Here is an 18,564-nt window from a genome sequence, read left to right on the forward strand (position 1 = left end):
GTTCCCGCTCTACGGCGCTACGCGCCTCCGGCCGGTATGACGGACCACGCTTGCGAACTGGCGCGCTAATCCCGCAGCAGCTCGTTCACGCCCGTCTTCGCGCGCGTCTGCGCGTCAACGCGCTTGACGATCACCACGCAAGCCAAGCTCGGTCCGCCTTTGGGATCCGGCAATGATCCCGGCACGACGACGCTGTAGGCCGGCACTTCGCCGCGGGTGATCTCGCCGCTGGCGCGGTCGACGATCTTGGTCGACTGGCTGATGAACGTGCCCATCGCCAGCACCGCGCCTTCGCGCACGATCACGCCTTCGGCCACTTCCGACCGCGCCCCGATGAAGCAGCCGTCCTCGATGATTGTGGGATTGGCCTGGATTGGCTCCAGTACGCCGCCGATGCCGGCGCCGCCGCTGATGTGGACGTTCTTGCCGATCTGGGCGCAGGAGCCGACCGTGGCCCAGGTGTCGACCATCGTTCCTTCGTCGACGTAAGCGCCGATGTTCACGAAGCTCGGCATCAGCACGGCGTTTTTGCCGATGAAGCTGCCGCGGCGCGCCACCGCGCCCGGCACGGCGCGGAAACCAGCTTTCTCGAAAGAAGCCTCGCCCCAGCCGAGGAATTTGGAATGCACCTTGTCCCAATAGGGACCGGGCGAGGAATCGCCGTTGCCGCTGGCGGCGCCGATCAGCTGGTTCGCGGTGATGCGGAACGAGAGCAGCACGGCCTTCTTCAACCACTGATGCGTCGACCAGGCACCGTCGGCGCCGCGCTCGGCCACGCGCGCTTCGCCGGTGTCCAAGAGATCAAGCGCCGCTTCGATAGCCTCGACGTCGGCTCCCTTGCTTGCGGGCGAGAGCTCCGCACGGCGCTCCCAGGCGGCTTCGATTTGCTTGGCTAGATCGCTGCTCATGCGTCGAGAGCTAGCCCGTTTGGGCGGGCAAAGCCAAGCGCGGACTTGCCGCCTGCCGGCGCGCCTTTTACCGTTGCGCCAGGGGAGGTGATCATGCGGGCTGCGGATGTGGCGTCGGTGATTGCAGCGCTGGCGTTAGCCGGCGGCGCCGCCGGCGCGTTCTTCTGGTGGCAGGGTGAACAGGCGCGCGAAGAGCTGCGGCGCTATGAGGCCGGCGTCGATGAACTCATCGACAACAAGATAGAAGCGGTGGGGCTCGCCGACCTGCGCGCGCAGCTCGCAGGCGCGTCGGACCCGGCCGCGGCTCTGCAGGCGCTCTACGCGGTGCGCGAGCAAAGTGATCAGCTCAATCTCGGTTTTGGCACTCTGCAGGGTGACTGGCGTACGTCCTACGCCAACTACGCCGAGGAGGCTGGGCGCGTGGTCGAGGCCGATCGCTTCGAGCGCGAAGTGGATGAGCGCTGGGGCGCCGGCGCTTTCGCGCTGATGCGCGCTCAATACGACGCGTTCCTGGCCGACGCGCCCCGTCGGCAAGCCGAGGAGGACGCGCGGCATCAGCGCGAAACGCAGGAGATGGTGCGCGCACTTGATGAGTACTACCGCCGCAATGGACACCACCCGCCCGGCGCATTCAAAATCGAAAACGGGCGTGTAGTGGACTTGAACTAGGCCAGCAGCGCCCGCAGCAGCGCCTTTGTGTCCGGCGCCCAATGATCAACGTAAGCCGGCCGCGGTTCAGGGTGAACGAGGCCGACGAGTGCGGTGGCAAAACCCATATCGTGTGCGGGCTCCAGATTGCGCAGCGTATCTTCGATCAGGATCGAGTGGCGCGGCTCGATGCCGGTGGTCGCGATCACGCGTTCGTAACTTTCGCGCTGCGGTTTCGGAAGCAGCCCGCACGTTTCGATGTCGAGCACGGCGTCAAACAAGTCGGCGAGGTTCAATTTCTCCAGCACGCGCTCGGCGTGGCCGCCGCCGCCATTGGTGAAGATGATGCGCCGGCCCGGCAGGCGCGCGATCAGCTCGCGCAGTTCGGGATCGGCCGTGAGCACCGAGTGATCGGCGGTGTGCACGTCGAGCAGGAAATCGCGCGCATCGACGTCGTGATGGCGCACCAGGCCGACCACGGTCGCGCCGTAATCATGGAAATAGCGCTCGCGAATCTCCAGCGCTTCCCCATCGGACAGCGAAAGCGTGCGGGCGATGTAATTCGTCATTCGCACGCCGATCTCATCGTAGAGGTCGCGCGCCGGGTAGAGCGTGTTGTCGAGATCGAACACCCAGGCGCGGATGGTCCGCGCGCTGCTCATTGCGTGGCTGGGCGATCTTGCGTCGGCGCATCGCGCGGCACGAGACCGCGCCGCGGCGGTTCTCGCGCCGGCCTTTCTTCCGCTTCGACGCCCTCGCCGCCGACCGGTCTCGGCTGTACGCCAACCTCGAGGAAGTCGCGCTCCTCGAACTCGACGACGAGGCCTTGGCGGTCGCGCACGCGGATCGGCGAAAACAACGCCGTCTGATAATAACGCTGCTCGCAATCGCCGCGGCCGAGAATGGCGAAACGGGCAGGGCTGGTGCAGAACGGCTCGCCCGATTGCAGGAAGCGCGGGCCTTCGGGCGTGTCCATACTCGCATAGACGTAATAGCGCTCCTGGATCAGCACTTCGTCGATCGTGCGGACGCAGCCGCCGGCGTTGAGCGCCCACCAGCCGCGACTCTCCCAGCCTTCGCCGCGCCGGCGCGCGACCGCGGTCCAGAGCCGGCTGCGCGTGCGGTTGCAAAGTGTGAGCCCGACTTGGCCTGCACGGCGGCGCGCGGCGACCTCGAGCGCATCGATCAGCTGTTCTTCGCTTGCGTTCGGGGCAAGCCGCGCGGAGGCGCGGAACTGCGCGATAGCCTGGGCGATGCGGCGCGGATCGGCGCCGCGGCGGCCTTCGCGGAGGTCATAGCCGGCGTCGTTCAGCAGCCGCTGCAATCCGGCTTGCCGCGCGCGCGCTTGGCTGTAGGCGGTCGCTTCCGAGAACGACGTGCGCCAGCTGTCGCGCTTGTTGATCTGCACGCGGCGGAAGCGGCGCTCTTCGTAGGCGTCGGTGCAACGCGGCGGGTTTTCGATCTGGAACTGGTCGCTGGGATCGACGCAAAGCACGGCGTCGCCGCCCCACTGTCGCCGCCCGCCGCGATGGGCGGAGGAGGTGCGCGCGTAGAGATAGTGCGTGCCGCGCGCGAGCGGCGCGCCGACGGCCAAGCGGCATTCGCCGGGCCGGAGCCGCGTCCAGCCCTGCACCTGGATCGAGCGGCCGTCGGGCCGGCCGGTCGCCGCTTCGAGCACGAAACTCGTCTCGTTGCAGATCTGCCAGCCATTGGCCTGGCGCTGCTGCTGCCGCTGCTGTTGCGCGTCGGCGCGGCCGGCCAGCGCAACGAGCGCCGCGAGCGCGGCGCAGACGATGACGGCTGCAAGGCCGAGCTTATTGAATGAGCGTGCCAGCGCCATGTTCGGTGAACAGTTCCATGAGCAGGACGTGCGGCGTGCGCCCGTCCAGGATGACCGCAGCTTCGACACCGTTGTCGAGCGCCGCGATGCAGGTTTCAAGCTTCGGAATCATGCCGCCTGTAGCGACGCCGGTTTCGATCGCCTTCTTGGCGTGGGCGACGCTCATTTCGCGGATCAGGTCACCATTGCCGTCGAGGACGCCGGCCACATCCGACAAGAGCAGGAACCGCTTGGCCGAAAGCGCCTTGGCGATGGCGCCCGCGGCGGTGTCAGCGTTGATGTTGTAGGTCCTACCGTCCTCCGCGACGCCGATTGGGGCGATGACGGGAATGTAGTCTTCCGGCGCGTTGATCAGCGCCTGGATCAAAGTCGGATCGACATCGCTGGGTTCGCCGACGAAGCCGAGATCGACCACCTGTTCGATCATGCTGTCCGGGTCTTTGCGCGTGCGATGCACTTTCTCGACGGTGATAAGCCGTGCGTCCTTGCCCGAAAGGCCTACGCCGCGCACGTCGGCTTCGCGGCCCGCGGCGGTGATCAGGTGCGCCAGTTCTTTGTTGACGCTGCCCGACAGCACCATCTCCGCCACTTCCATCGTCTCGGCGTCGGTGACGCGCAGGCCGTCGACGAATTGCGATTTCACGCCCGCGCGATCGAGCATGCGGCTGATCTGAGGGCCCCCGCCGTGAACCACAACGGGATGAATGCCCACCAGCTTCAGAAGCACGATGTCTGCGGCGAATTTGCGGGCCGTTTCCGTATCGCCCATGGCGTGGCCGCCATATTTCACCACCACGACTTCGCGGTCGTAGATCTGGATGAAGGGCAGCGCCTCGGCGAGCGTCTTCGCCGCGACCAGGCCCTCTTCAAGCGCCGCCAAGCGGTCTTTCGTCGGTGGTTTGCTCACGGGCGGTTCCTAAGCGGTAACGCCGCTCACGCCAAGGCCGCGATCTCAGCGCGGAGCGCTTCGATCCCCAGTCCTGTTTCGCTGGAGGTCGCGATGATCTCGGGATGCGCGGCCGGGCGCTTGGCGATGGCGGCGGCGGTTTTGGCGTGCGTCTCGGCCAGCTCGGTTGGTTTGACCTTGTCGCCTTTGGTCAACACCAGCTGGTAGTTCACGGCCGCGGTGTCGAGCGCGTCCATGACATCCTTGTCATCCGGTTTGAGGCCATGGCGGCCATCGATCAGCAGGATGACGCGCTTAAGGCTTTGCCGGCCGCGCAGATAATCGCGCGTCAGCGCCGTCCAGCGGCCGATCTCCGCCTTGGGCGCCTTGGCGTAGCCGTAGCCCGGCAAGTCCACGAGCCGCAGCCGATCGCCCATGCGGAAGAAATTGAGTTCCCGCGTGCGCCCGGGCTCCGTCGATGCGCGCGCGAGCTTTAGGCGCCCCGTGAGCGCGTTGATAAGCGACGACTTGCCGACGTTCGAACGGCCCGCGAACGCGACTTCGGGCAGATCGCCGTCAGGTAGCGCGTCCATGCTGACGACGCCGCGCTCGAACTCGATCGGCCCGGCAAAGAGGAGCCGGCCGGCTTCGATCCACTGTTCGTGTTCTTCTTCGGGAGACACCACACACTCCGTCATCCCGGCCGGAGGCGCGCAGCGCCGTAGAGCCGGGACCCAGGGGCCAACGCACCGTCACTTGCCCCTGGGTCCCGGATCACGCTTCGCGTGTCCGGGATGACGGAGCCTTACTTCACCGTTGCCGCTTCGCGCTTGTGACCGCTGCTGCCGTCGTCATCGCCCTTGCCAAAGCGATTCTTCAGCCACTTGTCGAGCTGCGTCTCCACGCCTTGGCGGCGCATGATGACGTATTGCTGCAGGATCGACAGCGTGTTGGACCAGGTCCAGTAGATCACCAGGCCCGCCGGGAAGCCGGCGAACATGAAGGTGAACAGGATCGGCAGCAGCTTGAAGATCTGCGCTTGCACCGGATCTGTCGGCGGCGGCGAGAGCGCCTGCAGCGCCCACATCGAGACGCCGTAAAGGATCGGCCACACGCCTATGATCAGCGCGCCGGCGAAGAAGGTGGGCGAGACTTCGAACGGCAGCAGGCCGAACAGGTTGAAGATCGATGTCGGGTCGCGCGCCGAGAGATCGTCGATCCAGCCGACGAACGGCGCGTGGCGCATTTCGAGCGTCACCGTCAGCGTCTTATAGAGCGCGTAGAAGACCGGAATCTGCAGCAAGATCGGCACGCAGCCGGAGACCGGATTGATCTTCTCGGTCTGATAGAGCTTCAGCAGTTCCTGTTGCTGGCGCTGCTTGTCGGCGGCGTAGCGCTCCTGAAGCTCCTTCATCTTCGGCGCGAGCCCGCGCATCTTCGCCATCGCTTTGAACGATTGATAGACGAGCGGAAAGAGCAGCAGCTTGATCACCACCGTCGAGGCGAGGATCGCCAGGCCGAAATTGAAGATGACGCCCCAGCCCGCGAACAGCTGCCCGAACCAGTGCAGCATCGCGAAGAACGGGCGCGTCAGGATGTAGAAGATGCCCCAGTCAATTGCGTCGTCGAACTTGGGGATGTCGAGATCGCGCTGATAGTCGCGCAGCAATTGATAGCGCTTGGCGCCGGAGAAGAGGCGTTGCGTGTAGGTAATCGAGCCGCCCGCCGGCACTTGCCGCCACTCGCCGCGATAGGCGCTGCGATAATCGTTGCCGCCGTCCTGTGCACGGGCGTCGAAATACACTGACACGCTCTCGTTCGAGGGTGGAACGATGGCGGTGAGCCAATAGTGGTCGGTGATGCCGAACCAGCTGCCTTCGCCTTGCAGTTGTTCGATGCGCTCATCTTCGCCGACTCGCTCGCGCACGCGGTCGCGCGCGTGCTTATCGGCGTCGCGGTAGGTGGTCTGCCGCAAGCGGTTGCCGACGACGCCAATGAGCCCCTGGTGAACGATCTGGTTGAAACGGAAGCCTTCCGGCATGCCTTGGCGGCGCACCGTGCCGAACGGGCGCACGGAGAAGGGAGCGCCGGTTTCGTTGCGCACGACATCCGTGATCGTGAACATGAAGTTCTCGTCGATCGCGATCGTGCGCTCGATCGTGCGGCCCTCGCCCGCCTGTAGCGTCAGCGTGACCGGCGTTTGCGGCGTGAGGCGCGCCTCGGCCGGCGCCTGCCAGCGGCTGAACGCGTCGGCCATGGTGGCGACGTCCTGGCCGCGCTGGGTCTCCCAGCCGAAGAACGCGTCATGCCCGTAGTCCGCGCCCATCGGCGACAGCACCGTTACTTCCGGGCTCTGCGGATCGACGGTGCGGCGATAGTCGCGCAGGTTGAGATCGTCGATGCGTGCGCCCTCGAGCGAGATCGAGCCGTCGACAGCCCCGGTGTCGATAGCGATGCGCGCTTCGGCGCTTGCGCCGAGGATCTGCTCGCGCGGCACGGGGCCCGCCGAGGGCGTCTGTCCCGGCTCTGCGTCAGCCCCAGCTTGGCCCGGCTGCGGGCGCACTTGCTCTTCCGCGCGCGCCCGCTCCTGCGCCTGCTCGCGGCGGAGCGGGGCGTTGTAGAAGAACTCGAAGCCGAGAAGGATCAGCGCCGAAAGAACGATCGCGATGATGACGTTGCGGGTGTCGTTCGGGCCCGGGCCGCCGGGATTTTGCATCGGATGTCAGTCGCTTTCGCTAGAAGGACCGCGCGGCTTCGCGCTCGTCCGAGGGGCGCGCCCACGCCCGCTTTCCAAGTCGGCGCGGAGCCTTATCAGCGCGTTTTGGACATCGTCAAGCAAAGCATCCCATGGCGCGTCTGGGGTTTGTTGCCGCGCCACCAGGACATAGTCCGCGCCAGGAACGCCAAGTTCGGGCAGGAGCTTGCGGGCTGCTTCCCGCAGCCGGCGGCGAGCCCGGTTGCGAACCACCGCCGAGCCGACCTTGCGGCTGGCGGTGAAACCCAGGCCAATGGCCTCTCCGGCCGCTTCCCGGCGGCGGGCTTCGATCAGCACGCTTGGGCGCGCTGCGCGTGCGCCATGGCGCACGTACAGGAACTGAGAGCGCTTGGTGAGGCGCTGAATCATGGGGAGTAGGGGAGTAAGGCAGTAGGGGAGTATGGCAAGGGGACGCGTAAGCGACGCGCCCGCTCCCTGACTCGCCCAGTCCCGTATTCCCTTAGGCGCTGAGCCGCTTGCGGCCCTTGGCGCGGCGGCGCGACAGCACCTTTTGGCCGCCCTTGGTGGCCATGCGGGCGCGGAACCCATGGCGGCGCTTCCGCACGAGCCGGCTCGGCTGATAGGTCCGCTTGGTGCTCACGACGCTGCCTCGATGTTCTTATGGCCGGAAAATGAAGGCGCGGGGCTTACCCCAGGGGCCCGGAAGCGTCAAGGCGATCAGCCGACAATCGCCCCGACGGCAAGGAAGGCCAGGGCGACGACCCAAAGCGACACGAACAGGACCACCGGGCGGGTGGGTTTATATCGGTGCAACATAGACGGCTCTCCGGGAGGGGGAACGCGGGAGCGCGATGTCCACAAGCTATCACCATACTGGTTCCAGTTCCGAATGAACTTGTTGTTCGGTTGCAGCTCCGGCTTGGGCTAGGCAGGGCGGTGCATGACGGTGTCGGACGACCAAGCGCGGCGGAGCGCCCCCTGGCGACGGGCGCGCGAGTTCGTCGACAGCATCGCTGGGCGCCTACTCGGGCTCACGGCTCTGGCGGTGCTGGCGGGCGAGATTTTCGTGTTCGCCCCGGCGCTGGCGGGGTTTCACGAGGCTTGGCTGCGCGAGCGCATCAACCTGGCCCAGATTGCCTCGCTGGCGCTCGAGGTCTCTCCGGACCTCGAAGTCGCTGAATCGCTGGAGTTCGAGCTCCTCAACAACGCCGAGGTGCAGCGGGTGGCGATGCAGCGTGAGGGTGAGCGCGTGCTGCTGCTGGAGGACCCGACCGCGCCGTCCGACGAACAACTCGTCACCTACGACTATACCAACGCAAGCGGGTTCCAGCGCTTCAGCTGGGCGGTGCAGACATTCTTAGCGCCGCCCGGTCGGGTGCTGCGCGTGCTGGCGACGCCCCGCTACGAGAACGCCGAGTTCATCGAGATCGTGCTCAACGAGGCGCCCTTGAAGCGGGCGCTGCGCGAGTTCGCCGAGCGGTTCGCGCGCGTTTCCATGCTGATCTTGATCGCCGCCGGCGCACTGATCTACGTGACGCTCACGGCCGCGTTCGTGCGGCCTATGCGCGATCTCACCCAAGCCATCGAACGTTTTCGTGACAGGCCGGAGGATGTCTCGATCGCGTTCCCGCGCAGCCCGCGCACCGACGAGATCGGCCGCGCCCAGCGCGCCGCGGCGGACATGGCCGAGCAGGTGCGCAATGCGCTGCGGCAGAAGGAGCGCCTCGCCGCCTTGGGCGCCGCCGTCGCCCGCATCGGCCACGATCTGCGCAACATGCTCTCGACCGCGCAGTTGGTCGCCGATCGATTAGCCCAGTCGCAAGACCCTGCCGTGCGTCAGCTCGCGCCGCGGCTCGAGCGCACGATCGACCGCGCCGCCGGGCTCGCCGCCTCGACGCTGAAATACGGCCGCGCCGACGAAGATCCGCCGGTGTTGCAGAAGGTCGCCGTCGCCGACGCGGTCGATGAAGCGAGCGCCGACGCGCTGATTGCGTTCCCCGAGATTGTCGCCAAGCAGGACATCGAACCGAACCTCGCCTGCGTCGCCGATCCCGATCACCTACACCGCATCCTGGTCAACCTGATGCGCAACGCCGGCAAGGCGATGAGCGAACATCCGCGCAAGGATAAGACCCTGCTGATCCGCGGCGTGCGCATCGAGGGCCGCTGCGAAATCGAGCTGGTCGATCACGGCCCCGGCGTGCGCGAAACTCTCCGCGAGCGGCTGTTCGAGCCTTTCATTTCCGCTGCGCCGGAGGCGGGCGGCACCGGGCTTGGGCTCGCCATCGCCCGCGAACTGACGCGGGCAATGGGCGGCGAACTCGAACTCACCCGCACTGGCGCCGAAGGCGCGACGTTCCAGATCACGCTGCCGGCGGCGTGAACCCGCGCGCATTGAGGTGCGTTGGGCCTCGAAGGAGTTTCTGCATGCGGCTCGCCGCCCTAGCTCTCGCCGCCGCGCTCGCCGCCTGCGCCACCGCAAGCGGCGGACTGCCTGCGCCGTTTTACGCCGACGCCGCGAGCCGCGGCGCTTTGGCTTCGTTCCTGGCCGGCCGGCCGACGCAGGCGCAGGTGGATCGCGCGACGGAGAACTGGTCGCACGCGCTAGGCGACAGCGTCGCTTGCGGCGTGGCGCCGCGCGCGGTCATCGACGCCGGCCTCGTCGGCGCGCTCGAAATGGGCGCGATGAGCGCCGCGATGAGCCGAGGCGATGAAGCGGAAGTCCGCGAAGGCGTGCGCCGGTACGTGCGCGAACTCTTCGCCGTCGTCACTGATCGTCGCGCGCGTCCGAGCGAACAACGCTGCGATGCGCTGGAAAGCTGGGCCCCGCGCACGGCCGATCAGGGCCGCGAAGCCGTCGCCCGCGCGCGCCGCAACGGCTTGATGGACGACGATTACGGCCTCTTGCTCGACTTGCTGTCGCGTTAGCGCGCCGGCGCCGGCACGCGTCCGACCACGCCTTCGCGCCGCGGATCGGCGCCGCCCTCGAGCCCGTTCGGCGTCACGCGAATGGCGTGCAGCCCGCTTTCCTCCAGTCCCGCGACATCGCGCAGCTCCCAGCCGCGGCGGCGCAGTTCGGCGGCGACGCCTGCTGGCATTCGCTCTTCCTCGATGTTCGCTGGCGAGGTCCGCGCCGTCGCATTGCTCAGATTGACCGCCTCCTGCACCGGCAAATTCCAGTCCAGAATGCCGATCGTCGTGCGCGCGACGTAGCCGACGATGGCCGAACCGCCCGGCGAGCCGACCACCAGCACCAACTCGCCGTTGCGGTCGGTGACGATCGTCGGCGACATGGAGGAGCGCGGCCGTTTGCGCGGCTCGACCGCGTTCGCCACCGGCCGCCCGTTCAGCGTCGGCGCAAGCGAGAAGTCGGTCAGCTCGTTGTTGAGCAGGAAGCCATGAGTCATCCGCTGCGAGCCGAACGCCGCTTCGACGGTCGCCGTCAGCGAAACGGCGTTGCCCCAGGCGTCCACGATCGAAAGGTGCGTGGTGCCACTCTCCGGACCCACATCGCGGCCCCAGTGATTATACAGTTCCTCGCCTGCCGGCATGCCCGGATTGACGCGCTCGGGCGCGCGCGACAGATCGGCCAGCGATGCGCGCGCGGCGAGATAGCCCGGCTCGATCATCTGCTCGGTCGGCACCGGCACGAACGAATCGTCGGCGACGTAATGATCGCGGTCGGCGTAGCCCAGGCGGCTCGCCCACAGGAACGCGGCCCAATCGTCGGCGCTCTCAGCGCCGACAGGCGCGGGCCGCAGGCGCTCGTAGACGCCGAGGATCTGCAGCACCGCGCTGCCGGAAGCGGGCGGCGCCGTCGTGCAGACGCGATAGACGCGGAATGCGCCGCATACCGGTTCGAACCGGCGCGGCTGCGCGGTCTGCAGATCCTGCAGCGTCATCGCGCCGCCGCGCGGATTGCGCTGCACGGCCGCGACGATCCCCTCCGCAATCGGCCCTTGCCGCAGCGCGTCCGGGCCTTGCTCCGCGACCGCGCGCATCGTTGCGGCGTACTCCGGATTGCGCAGTGTCGCGCCTTCGCCCAGCGGGTCGCCGCGGCGGTCGAAGAAATAGGCGCGGGTCTGGAAGTCTGCGCGGAGCCGCCCGGTGCGGGCCTGCGCGGCGATGAAGCGCGCCAGGCGCGGCGAGACTTCGAAGCCTTCCTCCGCAAGCCGTTCCGCCGGCCCGAACAACTGCGCCCACGGCAAGCGCCCGTGATCCTCGTGCGCCAGCTTCAGCATCGCCACCAGCAGCGGCACGCCAACCGCGCGTCCGCTCGTGCGCGCATCGAGAAAGCGCAGCGGCTCGCCGTCGGCGCCGAGAAACATCGTCGCGGTCGCGCCTGCGGGCGCCCATTCGCGCCCGTCATAGCCGCTGATGCGCTCACTCTGCGCATCGTAGAACAAGAGAAAGCCGCCGCCGCCCACGCCGGACGATTGCGGCTCCACCAGCCCCAGCACCATCTCGGCCGCGATCGCCGCATCGACGGCGCTGCCGCCGGCGCGCAGCATTTCGAGCGCGGCCTCTACTGCGTGCGGATTGGCCGCCGCCGCCATCGCTTCACCGCGCGGCGAAGCGCTCGAGCCGACGCCGCCCTCGGTGACAGCGCAAGCGGCGAGCGCAATGGTGACGAAAAGCGCCGCGAAGGTGCGCTGCAAGAGAGCGAGCTTGTCAAACATCGGGGCGCTTTCTACGAGGGCGAGGTCGTTTGGACAAATGCGAAAGACCCGCCATGGCGCGTCCCGGCCGATACAATTCTTTGAGCGATGTCCAAGGTTTGTCTATAGGCTGCGCCGAGGACGCGAAGGCGCTGACGGGCGTGACGGTGATCGTTCCCGAAGCGCGCGCGGTGTGCGCCGTCGACGTGCGCGGCGGCGGCCCAGGCACGCGCGAGACCGATGCGCTGGCGGCTGAGAATCTGGTCGATGCGGTAGATGCGGTCGTGCTCGCCGGCGGCTCGGTGTACGGGCTCGGCGCCGCCGATGGCGTCGTCGCAGCGATGGGCGCGGAAGGCAAAGGCTTCGCGCTGCGCGATGTGCCCGGCGTCCCGCGCTCGCCGGTTGTGCCGGCCGCAATCCTCTACGATCTCGCCAATGGCGGTGACAAAGCCTGGGGCGATGCGCCGCCTTACGCCACGCTCGGCCGCAAGGCCTACGCGGCGCGCGGCCGTGACGCTCCGCTCGGCAACGCCGGCGCCGGCATGGGCGCGCTCGCCGGCGCGCTGAAGGGAGGGCAGGGCGCCGCCAGCATCGTCACCGCGGACGGCTTCACCGTCGCCGCGCTCGCTTGCGTGAACAGCTGGGGCGCGACGACGCTGCCGAACCAGCGCGCGTTCTGGGCGCATCCATTCGAGATCGACGGCGAGTTCGGCGCCGTCGCGCCCGATCCCGCGCAGCGTTTCGACGCCGAGGATTGGAGCGGGGCCAAGCTCAACCCCGCGCCGCGCGCCAACACCACGATCGCCTGCGTCGCCGTCGACGCCGATCTCACCCCCGCCGAAGCCAAGCGCCTCGCGCAAATGGCGAGCGCCGGCCTCGCCCGCGCGATTCGGCCCGTGTTCGCGCCGTTCGACGGCGATGTCGTCTTCGCGCTCGCCACCGCCGCGCGGCCCGCGCCGGAGCCACGCCAACTCGCGCTCGCGCGCTTCGGCGCACTCGCCGCCGACTGCCTTGCCCGCGCCGTCGCCCGCGGCGTCTACGCCGCCCAGAGCGTCGGCCCGCACCGGGCCTGGCGCGACTTGGCTTGAAGCCGATCTATATCGGGCGCATGGCAGACGAGCGCGCCCTGCGCCTCACCATCACCGGCCTCGTCCAGGGCGTCGGCTACCGCGCCTTCGTGCAGAGCGAAGCCGAGCGCCTCGGCCTGCGCGGCTGGGTCCGCAACCGGCGCGACCGTAGCGTCGAGGCGCTGATCGCCGGTCCGCCGGAGGCGGTCGGCGAGATGCTGATCGCCTGCCGCAAGGGCCCGCCGGGCGGCCAAGTCGAAAGCATCGACCTCGAAGAAACCGCCGCTCCGCCGGAGCTGGCCCATTTCAGCGTTCTTCCCACGCTCTAGCCCCGCCCGCCTTGCAACAGCCGCAAGGTGCGGCTATGCACGCGCCCTTCGCGCCCGTAGCTCAGCTGGATAGAGCACCAGACTACGAATCTGGGGGTCAGGAGTTCGAATCTCTTCGGGCGCGCCAGCACTTAGCTCTGATATCCACAGAGCCGTAGACACTGCGTAGACAATCGGTGGACACAGGCGCGTTCACCCGTCGTTCTGGACGCACCCGCGCCCCGCGCCTAAATCCCGCGTGCATGGGGTCGCGGAAGAGCCGCGATGATCACTTTAAAACAGGCTTACGAGCAGGGCAGCCTGCGCGTGGCGTTCTATTGCGTCCGGCCGGGCGCCTGCGCGCACGTCGGCAAGGTCGATATCCGCGAAGCGATTAGACGGTGGGGAGAGGAGCGGCGCTTAAACGAGATTCCGGCGCGCTGCGGCCGGTGCGGATCGCGCGACCATGTCAGCGTCCGCTGCGAGCCGCCTGGCCGCCTCGGCAAGCGTGGCCGGCGTTAACCCCCTCGAATCGTCAGCTGCCAGCAGCTGCAGCGCGATCGCGGGTCCGGGCGAGGAGGGGTCAGGCCCCGCCCGGACCCGCGTCCCGCCCGCCAGCGCGCGATCGAGGAGCGCGGGCCGGCGAGAGAGCTCTACTCGCCGGCCGCCCCGCAGAAGCGATCGAAGACGCGGTTGTGTGCGATCGCCTGTGCGATCGTGCCGTCAGTGTCGGCGCGTGACGGCTGAAAAAGCTCGAGCGCTTCGCAGGGCACGCTGCGCGGCGCCTCTTCCTCTTCAATCCCGAAAATGCGCGTCGGGATGCTCACGCAGCTTGTCAGGAGCAGCATCGAGCTCAGCGCGAGTGCGCTCGCGAATCGCGCGCGCGGCGGCGACGTCGGCATGGTGCTTCTCCACTTGCTTGCGGAAATTCTCGCGCTGGAGCTCGCCCCGCAGCTGCTCGCGCTCAACCCAATCGACGAGCTTGTCGACCAGGGAGAGCGCGAGCAGGGCGAACTTGGCCCAGTCGATGACGGAGCCGAGCATGGGGCTTAAGCGGCCGACGCCGGGGCCGGCGGCGCCGCCGAGACGAACGACGCCTCGGCCGGCGGCTTCGCCAGCGGCAGCGCCACGTCTTCGGCGAGTTCGAGTCGCGCCGCGATCATCTGACGGACATTCGCCGCGCCCCCGAGAATGACCTTGACGAACCACGGCGCGCGCTCCGCCGCGTAATCCGTCGCGCGCTCGAGCACCGCGCTGCCGACCTTGAAATCGAGGGTCTTCCCGCGCACGGCGCCTGCCGTGACATTGATCCCGTAGTTTACGGCGTGGCCGATCAGCTCGTTCGCGTGTTTTTGGAAGAGCATCATGCAGGCCGCGTTCAAGGTTGCGATGACCTCGGCCGGCAGCTTGCGGAAAACGAACAGCACGGCCGCGACGACGAGCGCCCCGAACATGTTGAGCAGCTCGGCGATGAGATCGCCCCACGGCAGCGAAGTGCCGCCGTCCGCCGCATCGTTCTGGTACTGCGTGAGCTCGGCCGTCTCGTACTGCGCCGACGGCTCGGCGCTCGGCTGTTGCAGCACAACGCGATCGGCGCCGGGGTGCACGACACTGGAATCGATCGCATAGTCCTGCGCCGCCGCCGGCGGCGCGATCGACATGAGGGCGGCGCACGCGATCGCGAACGCCGCGCAAAGATGCGCGAGTTTCATGTTTCCTACTCCGTTGTTGAAATCCGTTCAGCCGGCCGGGGGCGGCGGGCTGTTGAGCAGCCAATGCCGGAGCGCCAGCAGAATGGCCGCGATGCCGCCTGTCACCACGGTGCCGACCGCGGCCATCAGGCTGGCGCGTTTCACTTCGTCCGTCGCCGTCCGCATCTCGCGGGCGAAGCGGAGATCGGCGCGAAACTCTTCGATGCCCTCCGGCGTCGAGACGTCGATGCCGAGGCGTTGCAGCGTTTCCTCGACCGTGTCGACGATCAGCGCGCGCGTATCTTCTGGTGTGGTCAAGTGCTTGGCGCTCCCCCGCGCGGTGCTGAAGAAGTGGTGAAGCCCGGCGCAAGGCTGCCCCTACGCCGGGCTTCGGTCTCGGCCGGGGCTTTAGCCGGCGCCGGTTTCGGCCGAGGCCTCGCCGCTCACCTCGGCCGGCACGACGAACGTTTCGCCGATCGTCTCGGCGAAGCCTCCGCTCGTGGTCTCGGGCGTGAGCTCCGGCGACGCCACATCGGTGAACACCGGCGGCTCTGCCGCCGGCGCCGGCGCGGCGACGTCGGGCGCGATCGGCTCGGCCGGATTCGGCGTCACCGGATTGCGATAGGCGCGCAGGAAGTCGAGCGCCTTCTGGGCGCCGTCGGCGATCTTCGCTTCGACCGCATCGAGTTCGGCGTTGGAAGCGGCCAGCTCCTCGCGGGCGCGCACATTGCGGTCGACCGCCTTCTGCACTTCGCGCTCGAGCTCGGCAACGTCGGCGTCGAGCGGCTGATCGGCTGCGCCGCCGGCACCGCCCGTGTCCATGCCGTCGGTCGCGCAGGCGGTCAGCAGGAAAGCCGGCGCGAGCGCCAGTGCGAGACAAAGTCTCTTCATCGTCGTTCTCCTCGATTGTTGCATGGGGCCGCGTTCATCCTGTTCACGTCGCCGGCGGCCCCAACGGCCCGGCGCAGGATCTGGTCAGTCGAGCAGCGTGAATGTGTGCTCGACGTTCTCGGCGACCGTGTAGGAGACGGTCAGGCCGAGCTGGTCGACGGCGCGGATTTTCAGCCGCCGGGGCTGGCTCTCGCTCGCCTCGAGCTTTTCCTCCAGCGGTCCCTCGAAATTGTGCGAGCGCCAGGCGCGCAGGCGCTGCACTGCGCGTTCCGGCGGCTGCGGCCGGCCGTCGCTCACGGCGAGGCGCGCGCCGATCGGCGCGGCTGCGAAGATATCGTCGAAGGTCATCGCGTCACGCCGCCGCCGCGTAAGCGCCAGCCGTCACGAGCTTGTAGCCGTCTGCGCCGGGATAGCCGCCATTGAAGGTCTGGATGACCAGGGTCGACGTGTTCGGCGCGATTCGCGCCGAGAGAATGCTGCCCGTCGCCTGCACTTCCTTGCCGCAGAACACGGCGTCGAAGCCGGTCCCGTTCGCTGACGTCGCCGGCATCGGCACGCTGATATAGGACGCTCCCGTTCCGTTCGTCGTAATCGTTATCGCGATCTGAAACTCGACTTGCTTCCGCCGCCGCCGCCAGCGCAGCTCGCTCGTCGCCGCCGTCAGCGCGCCGACACCGGCGACCGGCGTTGGTGTCGATTGCCGCCAATGATCGCCGAAGATGATCGCGCCGGTCCCTTCGACCGGATCAGGCGTCCCGTTCGAGACGTCGTTGTAACGGATGTCGATGCCTTGCGAGGCGACCGTGTAGCTCTCCGTGCCGCGAGCGATGAGCGGCACGGTGCCTGAATACTTGTAGATGATTTCGTGGCGAACCGATTGCGGCTCGGTCGCGCCGCCGCGGCACTCCCAGCCGTACGCCGCGCTGCCGCCGCTGGCGCGGCTGCAGCGCACGTCGAGCCAGTGATTGTTGTCGGCGTTTTCCTCGATGATGCCGATTTCGTCGCGATGCAGGATGTCGATTTCGAGGAAGATGTTCTTCGACGTGTTCGCGCCGGTGTCGCCGGTGAGACGCAGCGCCGGCGCCGCATTGAGCGCCTGGCGGCCGGAGAAGCGCAGCAGACCGCGTTGCGTGTCCCGCGCTTCGCCAAGCGAAGCCACCACGCCGAGAAGCAGTCCGCTGCTCGTCGCTTCGTGCACCGAAACCTCGGCGCGCCAGTTGAAGCAGCTGAGCAGCGCAACGCCGACGGCGGCCACGCTGTTGGCGTTGACCGTGAAGCCGATGAGTTCAATTCCGTCCAAACGCTGATTGCCGGCGCCCGAGGTCGGCGCGACCGTCAGCGCCGTGTACCCCGCGGTCCCGGCGCAGAGTATGATCGAGCCCTGGGCGGAGCCGACGTCGTGGCTGGATGAACGGCCGGCGCCATAAATGCGCACGCCCGGCACGTTGATCTGTGGCAGCGCCCCGGTGATGCGATAGGATTTATAGCCGAGGAAACCGACCCGGCGCGACGACGCCATGACGGCGTTCAGCCAATTGGTCAGCGCAGTCGTGTCGTCCGCGACGCCGTTGCCGACGGCCCCGAACATCTCCGGCGTCATGCCGAAGGCGTTCTTGATCGCCGTCATCACATAGGCGGAGGTCGCGATACTGGTGTCGTTGTCGTGCTCGCCCGGCGTAGGCGCGGTCGGCGAACCCGTCAGCGCCGGCGAGGCGAGCGGCGCCTTCGCCGCCAGCGCCGCGGTCACGGTCGCGGCGAAATTAGCGTCGTCGCCGAGTGCGGCGGCGAGCTCGTCGAGCGTGTTCAGCGCGCCTGGCGCCGCCGCGATCAGCGCGTCGATCGCGGCCGTCACGAAAGCGGTGTTGGCGAGCTGCGTCGTGTTCGTCCCCGGCGCCGGCGTCGGCGCGGTCGGTGTGCCGGTCAGCGCCGGCGAAGCCAGCGGCGCCTTCCCAGCCAGCCCGCCGTCGACATACGCCTTCACCGCCGCCTGCGATGCGACGCGCTCATTGCTATTGGCGGCGAGCGTCGTGTCGCTGTCGAGCTGCAGGCCGCCCTTCAAGAGCTTGCCGGTCGCGCCGTCGAACTGGGCGATGTGCCCGTCGGTCGCGCTTGCGGGCCCGACCACGGCGCCGTCGATATTGGTCTGGATGATATTCCAGTTCGCGCCGACGGTCGCGTGATCGCCGGCGGCCGAGCCGTCGACGTGGCAGAGCGCAATGTCGCCGACTTGCACGCTGGGCCCGGCGGCGCCGCCGATCTTGCCGGCGACAGAGATGCGGTAGGTGTGGCCGGCGCTGGCGGCCGGATAGTTCGGATTGGCCGACGCGTCGATCGCGCCCTTGTAAACGGCCGCGTCATTCGCCGCGAGCAGGCCGTCGATGTAGGCCTTGACCGCCGCCTGCGAGGGGACCAGCGCGTTGCTGTTGGCGCCGAGCGCAGCATCCGTGTCGATCGCGCTCGCCGCCAGCTTTGCGTCGAGCGCCGTCTTCACCGCCTTTTGCGACGGCACCTTCGCGTCGCTGTTGGCCGCGAACGTCGCATCGGTGTCGATCGTGCTCGCGCCAAGCGGATCGCTCCAGCCCCAGGCGCTGTCCTTCCACTCGTAGCGCCGCTGCGTATCGGTGACGAACGCTGTCCAGCCGTCGTCGGGCAGCACTTCGCTCCAGCCGCGGCCGGTCTCGTAGAGGGCGAGGGCGCCGATCGCGAACGCGCCCCACTGCGCGCCGCTGCGGCCGCTTGGCAGGATGTAGATCGCGCCGTCCGCCGGCGATGACGGCTGCACCGTCGTCGTGATCGAAACGGCTTTGATCTGCGCGAACTTCTCGACCAGCGCGAACACACGGCGCACATCGGCTTTCGAGACTTTCTTCTTGCCGGAGCCCGGCACGCCGTCAGTGACGTAATCGCGGAACGCCAACGCGCCCGCGCTCTTCACGATCCCCGCCATGTCG

Annotated in this window: 21 protein-coding genes and 1 tRNA gene; 7 read left to right on the plus strand and 15 right to left on the minus strand. The window is 68.1% G+C overall.

Features of this window, described 5'->3' with window-relative positions; all coding sequences use genetic code 11:
• Positions 1-65: 65 nt before the first annotated feature.
• The gene (dapD, locus tag VEA80_RS06385; protein ID WP_325059867.1) at positions 66-908 is read right to left on the minus strand and encodes a 2,3,4,5-tetrahydropyridine-2,6-dicarboxylate N-succinyltransferase; all 843 of its coding nucleotides are present in this window, start codon (positions 906-908) and stop codon (positions 66-68) included.
• Positions 909-1,001: 93 nt separating this feature from the next.
• Between dapD and VEA80_RS06390 the strand changes: the two genes are divergently transcribed.
• A complete protein-coding gene (locus VEA80_RS06390) occupies positions 1,002-1,577 on the plus strand; it encodes a hypothetical protein (protein WP_325059868.1) in 576 nt (191 codons plus the stop codon).
• Here the strand turns inward: VEA80_RS06390 and VEA80_RS06395 are convergent.
• The 7 genes from VEA80_RS06395 to rpmH form a co-directional block, all read right to left on the minus strand.
• The gene (locus VEA80_RS06395) at positions 1,574-2,218 is read right to left on the minus strand and encodes a pyrimidine 5'-nucleotidase (protein ID WP_325059869.1); all 645 of its coding nucleotides are present in this window, start codon (positions 2,216-2,218) and stop codon (positions 1,574-1,576) included. The genes VEA80_RS06390 and VEA80_RS06395 overlap by 4 nt on opposite strands.
• A complete protein-coding gene (locus VEA80_RS06400; protein WP_325059870.1) occupies positions 2,215-3,396 on the minus strand; it encodes a DUF1036 domain-containing protein in 1,182 nt (393 codons plus the stop codon). The genes VEA80_RS06395 and VEA80_RS06400 overlap by 4 nt, the downstream gene beginning before the upstream one ends.
• Entirely contained in the window at positions 3,371-4,276 is a 906-nt protein-coding gene (argB, locus tag VEA80_RS06405; RefSeq protein ID WP_349257225.1) for an acetylglutamate kinase, read from the minus strand. Before argB ends, VEA80_RS06400 begins: the two co-directional genes overlap by 26 nt.
• A gap of 53 nt (positions 4,277-4,329) precedes the next feature.
• Complete coding sequence (gene yihA, locus VEA80_RS06410) at positions 4,330-4,980, minus strand: ribosome biogenesis GTP-binding protein YihA/YsxC (protein WP_349257217.1); 651 nt, start codon at positions 4,978-4,980, stop codon at positions 4,330-4,332.
• Positions 4,981-5,087: 107 nt separating this feature from the next.
• The gene (yidC, locus tag VEA80_RS06415; RefSeq protein WP_325059873.1) at positions 5,088-6,998 is read right to left on the minus strand and encodes a membrane protein insertase YidC; all 1,911 of its coding nucleotides are present in this window, start codon (positions 6,996-6,998) and stop codon (positions 5,088-5,090) included.
• 6 nt (positions 6,999-7,004) lie between these two features.
• Entirely contained in the window at positions 7,005-7,406 is a 402-nt protein-coding gene (gene rnpA / locus VEA80_RS06420; protein ID WP_325059874.1) for a ribonuclease P protein component, read from the minus strand.
• Between the two features lie 91 nt (positions 7,407-7,497).
• Complete coding sequence (gene rpmH, locus VEA80_RS06425; protein WP_325059875.1) at positions 7,498-7,638, minus strand: 50S ribosomal protein L34; 141 nt, start codon at positions 7,636-7,638, stop codon at positions 7,498-7,500.
• 300 nt (positions 7,639-7,938) lie between these two features.
• Here rpmH and VEA80_RS06430 point away from each other — a divergent pair, with 300 nt between their 5' ends.
• Positions 7,939-9,381, plus strand: coding sequence for a HAMP domain-containing sensor histidine kinase (locus VEA80_RS06430; RefSeq protein WP_325059876.1), 1,443 nt, complete (start codon positions 7,939-7,941; stop codon positions 9,379-9,381).
• Positions 9,382-9,425: 44 nt separating this feature from the next.
• Entirely contained in the window at positions 9,426-9,926 is a 501-nt protein-coding gene (locus VEA80_RS06435) for a hypothetical protein (protein ID WP_325059877.1), read from the plus strand.
• Here VEA80_RS06435 and ggt read toward each other — a convergent pair.
• Complete coding sequence (gene ggt / locus VEA80_RS06440) at positions 9,923-11,677, minus strand: gamma-glutamyltransferase (protein WP_325059878.1); 1,755 nt, start codon at positions 11,675-11,677, stop codon at positions 9,923-9,925. The genes VEA80_RS06435 and ggt overlap by 4 nt on opposite strands.
• Before the next feature lie 53 nt (positions 11,678-11,730).
• Between ggt and VEA80_RS06445 the strand changes: the two genes are divergently transcribed.
• The 4 genes from VEA80_RS06445 (at position 11,731) to VEA80_RS06460 (ending at position 13,553) form a co-directional block, all read left to right on the plus strand.
• Positions 11,731-12,744, plus strand: coding sequence for a P1 family peptidase (locus VEA80_RS06445; protein ID WP_325059879.1), 1,014 nt, complete (start codon positions 11,731-11,733; stop codon positions 12,742-12,744).
• A 20-nt stretch (positions 12,745-12,764) separates the two neighbouring features.
• Positions 12,765-13,052 (plus strand): acylphosphatase, encoded by a 288-nt coding sequence (locus VEA80_RS06450; protein ID WP_414731497.1) that lies wholly within the window; start codon positions 12,765-12,767, stop codon positions 13,050-13,052.
• A 50-nt stretch (positions 13,053-13,102) separates the two neighbouring features.
• Positions 13,103-13,179: transfer RNA gene (locus VEA80_RS06455), tRNA-Arg, on the plus strand.
• A gap of 137 nt (positions 13,180-13,316) precedes the next feature.
• Complete coding sequence (locus tag VEA80_RS06460) at positions 13,317-13,553, plus strand: hypothetical protein (RefSeq protein ID WP_325059881.1); 237 nt, start codon at positions 13,317-13,319, stop codon at positions 13,551-13,553.
• 273 nt (positions 13,554-13,826) lie between these two features.
• Here VEA80_RS06460 and VEA80_RS06465 read toward each other — a convergent pair whose 3' ends face one another.
• From VEA80_RS06465 to VEA80_RS06490, 6 genes are all read right to left on the minus strand, one after another.
• Positions 13,827-14,075, minus strand: a complete 249-nt coding sequence (locus VEA80_RS06465) for a hypothetical protein (protein WP_325059882.1) — start codon at positions 14,073-14,075, stop codon at positions 13,827-13,829.
• Positions 14,076-14,080: 5 nt separating this feature from the next.
• Positions 14,081-14,743 (minus strand): hypothetical protein, encoded by a 663-nt coding sequence (locus VEA80_RS06470; RefSeq protein ID WP_325059883.1) that lies wholly within the window; start codon positions 14,741-14,743, stop codon positions 14,081-14,083.
• 27 nt (positions 14,744-14,770) lie between these two features.
• Positions 14,771-15,040 (minus strand): hypothetical protein, encoded by a 270-nt coding sequence (locus VEA80_RS06475; protein WP_325059884.1) that lies wholly within the window; start codon positions 15,038-15,040, stop codon positions 14,771-14,773.
• Between the two features lie 90 nt (positions 15,041-15,130).
• On the minus strand, positions 15,131-15,613 hold the full coding sequence (locus VEA80_RS06480; protein ID WP_325059885.1) for a hypothetical protein: 483 nt from the start codon (positions 15,611-15,613) through the stop codon (positions 15,131-15,133).
• Positions 15,614-15,697: 84 nt separating this feature from the next.
• A complete protein-coding gene (locus VEA80_RS06485; RefSeq protein WP_325059886.1) occupies positions 15,698-15,961 on the minus strand; it encodes a hypothetical protein in 264 nt (87 codons plus the stop codon).
• 4 nt (positions 15,962-15,965) lie between these two features.
• Positions 15,966-18,560, minus strand: a complete 2,595-nt coding sequence (locus tag VEA80_RS06490; protein ID WP_325059887.1) for a DUF2793 domain-containing protein — start codon at positions 18,558-18,560, stop codon at positions 15,966-15,968.
• Positions 18,561-18,564: the final 4 nt, after the last annotated feature.

Source organism: Vitreimonas sp., from assembly GCF_035627415.1.
Lineage (GTDB): Bacteria > Pseudomonadota > Alphaproteobacteria > Caulobacterales > Aquidulcibacteraceae > Vitreimonas.

Excerpts from the sequence above, each read along its gene's own strand:
- VEA80_RS06465 (WP_325059882.1), bottom strand. The coding sequence starts at position 14,075 with ATGCTCGGCTCCGTCATCGACTGGGCCAAGTTCGCCCTGCTCGCGCTC.
- VEA80_RS06470 (WP_325059883.1), bottom strand. The coding sequence starts at position 14,743 with ATGAAACTCGCGCATCTTTGCGCGGCGTTCGCGATCGCGTGCGCCGCC.
- VEA80_RS06485 (WP_325059886.1), bottom strand. The coding sequence starts at position 15,961 with ATGACCTTCGACGATATCTTCGCAGCCGCGCCGATCGGCGCGCGCCTC.
- dapD (WP_325059867.1), bottom strand. The coding sequence starts at position 908 with ATGAGCAGCGATCTAGCCAAGCAAATCGAAGCCGCCTGGGAGCGCCGT.
- VEA80_RS06460 (WP_325059881.1), top strand. The coding sequence starts at position 13,317 with ATGATCACTTTAAAACAGGCTTACGAGCAGGGCAGCCTGCGCGTGGCG.
- yidC (WP_325059873.1), bottom strand. The coding sequence starts at position 6,998 with ATGCAAAATCCCGGCGGCCCGGGCCCGAACGACACCCGCAACGTCATC.
- yihA (WP_349257217.1), bottom strand. The coding sequence starts at position 4,980 with ATGACGGAGTGTGTGGTGTCTCCCGAAGAAGAACACGAACAGTGGATC.
- VEA80_RS06450 (WP_414731497.1), top strand. The coding sequence starts at position 12,765 with ATGGCAGACGAGCGCGCCCTGCGCCTCACCATCACCGGCCTCGTCCAG.
- VEA80_RS06395 (WP_325059869.1), bottom strand. The coding sequence starts at position 2,218 with ATGAGCAGCGCGCGGACCATCCGCGCCTGGGTGTTCGATCTCGACAAC.
- VEA80_RS06435 (WP_325059877.1), top strand. The coding sequence starts at position 9,426 with ATGCGGCTCGCCGCCCTAGCTCTCGCCGCCGCGCTCGCCGCCTGCGCC.
- VEA80_RS06430 (WP_325059876.1), top strand. The coding sequence starts at position 7,939 with ATGACGGTGTCGGACGACCAAGCGCGGCGGAGCGCCCCCTGGCGACGG.
- ggt (WP_325059878.1), bottom strand. The coding sequence starts at position 11,677 with ATGTTTGACAAGCTCGCTCTCTTGCAGCGCACCTTCGCGGCGCTTTTC.
- VEA80_RS06480 (WP_325059885.1), bottom strand. The coding sequence starts at position 15,613 with ATGAAGAGACTTTGTCTCGCACTGGCGCTCGCGCCGGCTTTCCTGCTG.
- VEA80_RS06490 (WP_325059887.1), bottom strand. The coding sequence starts at position 18,560 with ATGGCGGGGATCGTGAAGAGCGCGGGCGCGTTGGCGTTCCGCGATTAC.
- VEA80_RS06445 (WP_325059879.1), top strand. The coding sequence starts at position 11,731 with ATGGCGCGTCCCGGCCGATACAATTCTTTGAGCGATGTCCAAGGTTTG.
- rnpA (WP_325059874.1), bottom strand. The coding sequence starts at position 7,406 with ATGATTCAGCGCCTCACCAAGCGCTCTCAGTTCCTGTACGTGCGCCAT.
- VEA80_RS06400 (WP_325059870.1), bottom strand. The coding sequence starts at position 3,396 with ATGGCGCTGGCACGCTCATTCAATAAGCTCGGCCTTGCAGCCGTCATC.
- VEA80_RS06390 (WP_325059868.1), top strand. The coding sequence starts at position 1,002 with ATGCGGGCTGCGGATGTGGCGTCGGTGATTGCAGCGCTGGCGTTAGCC.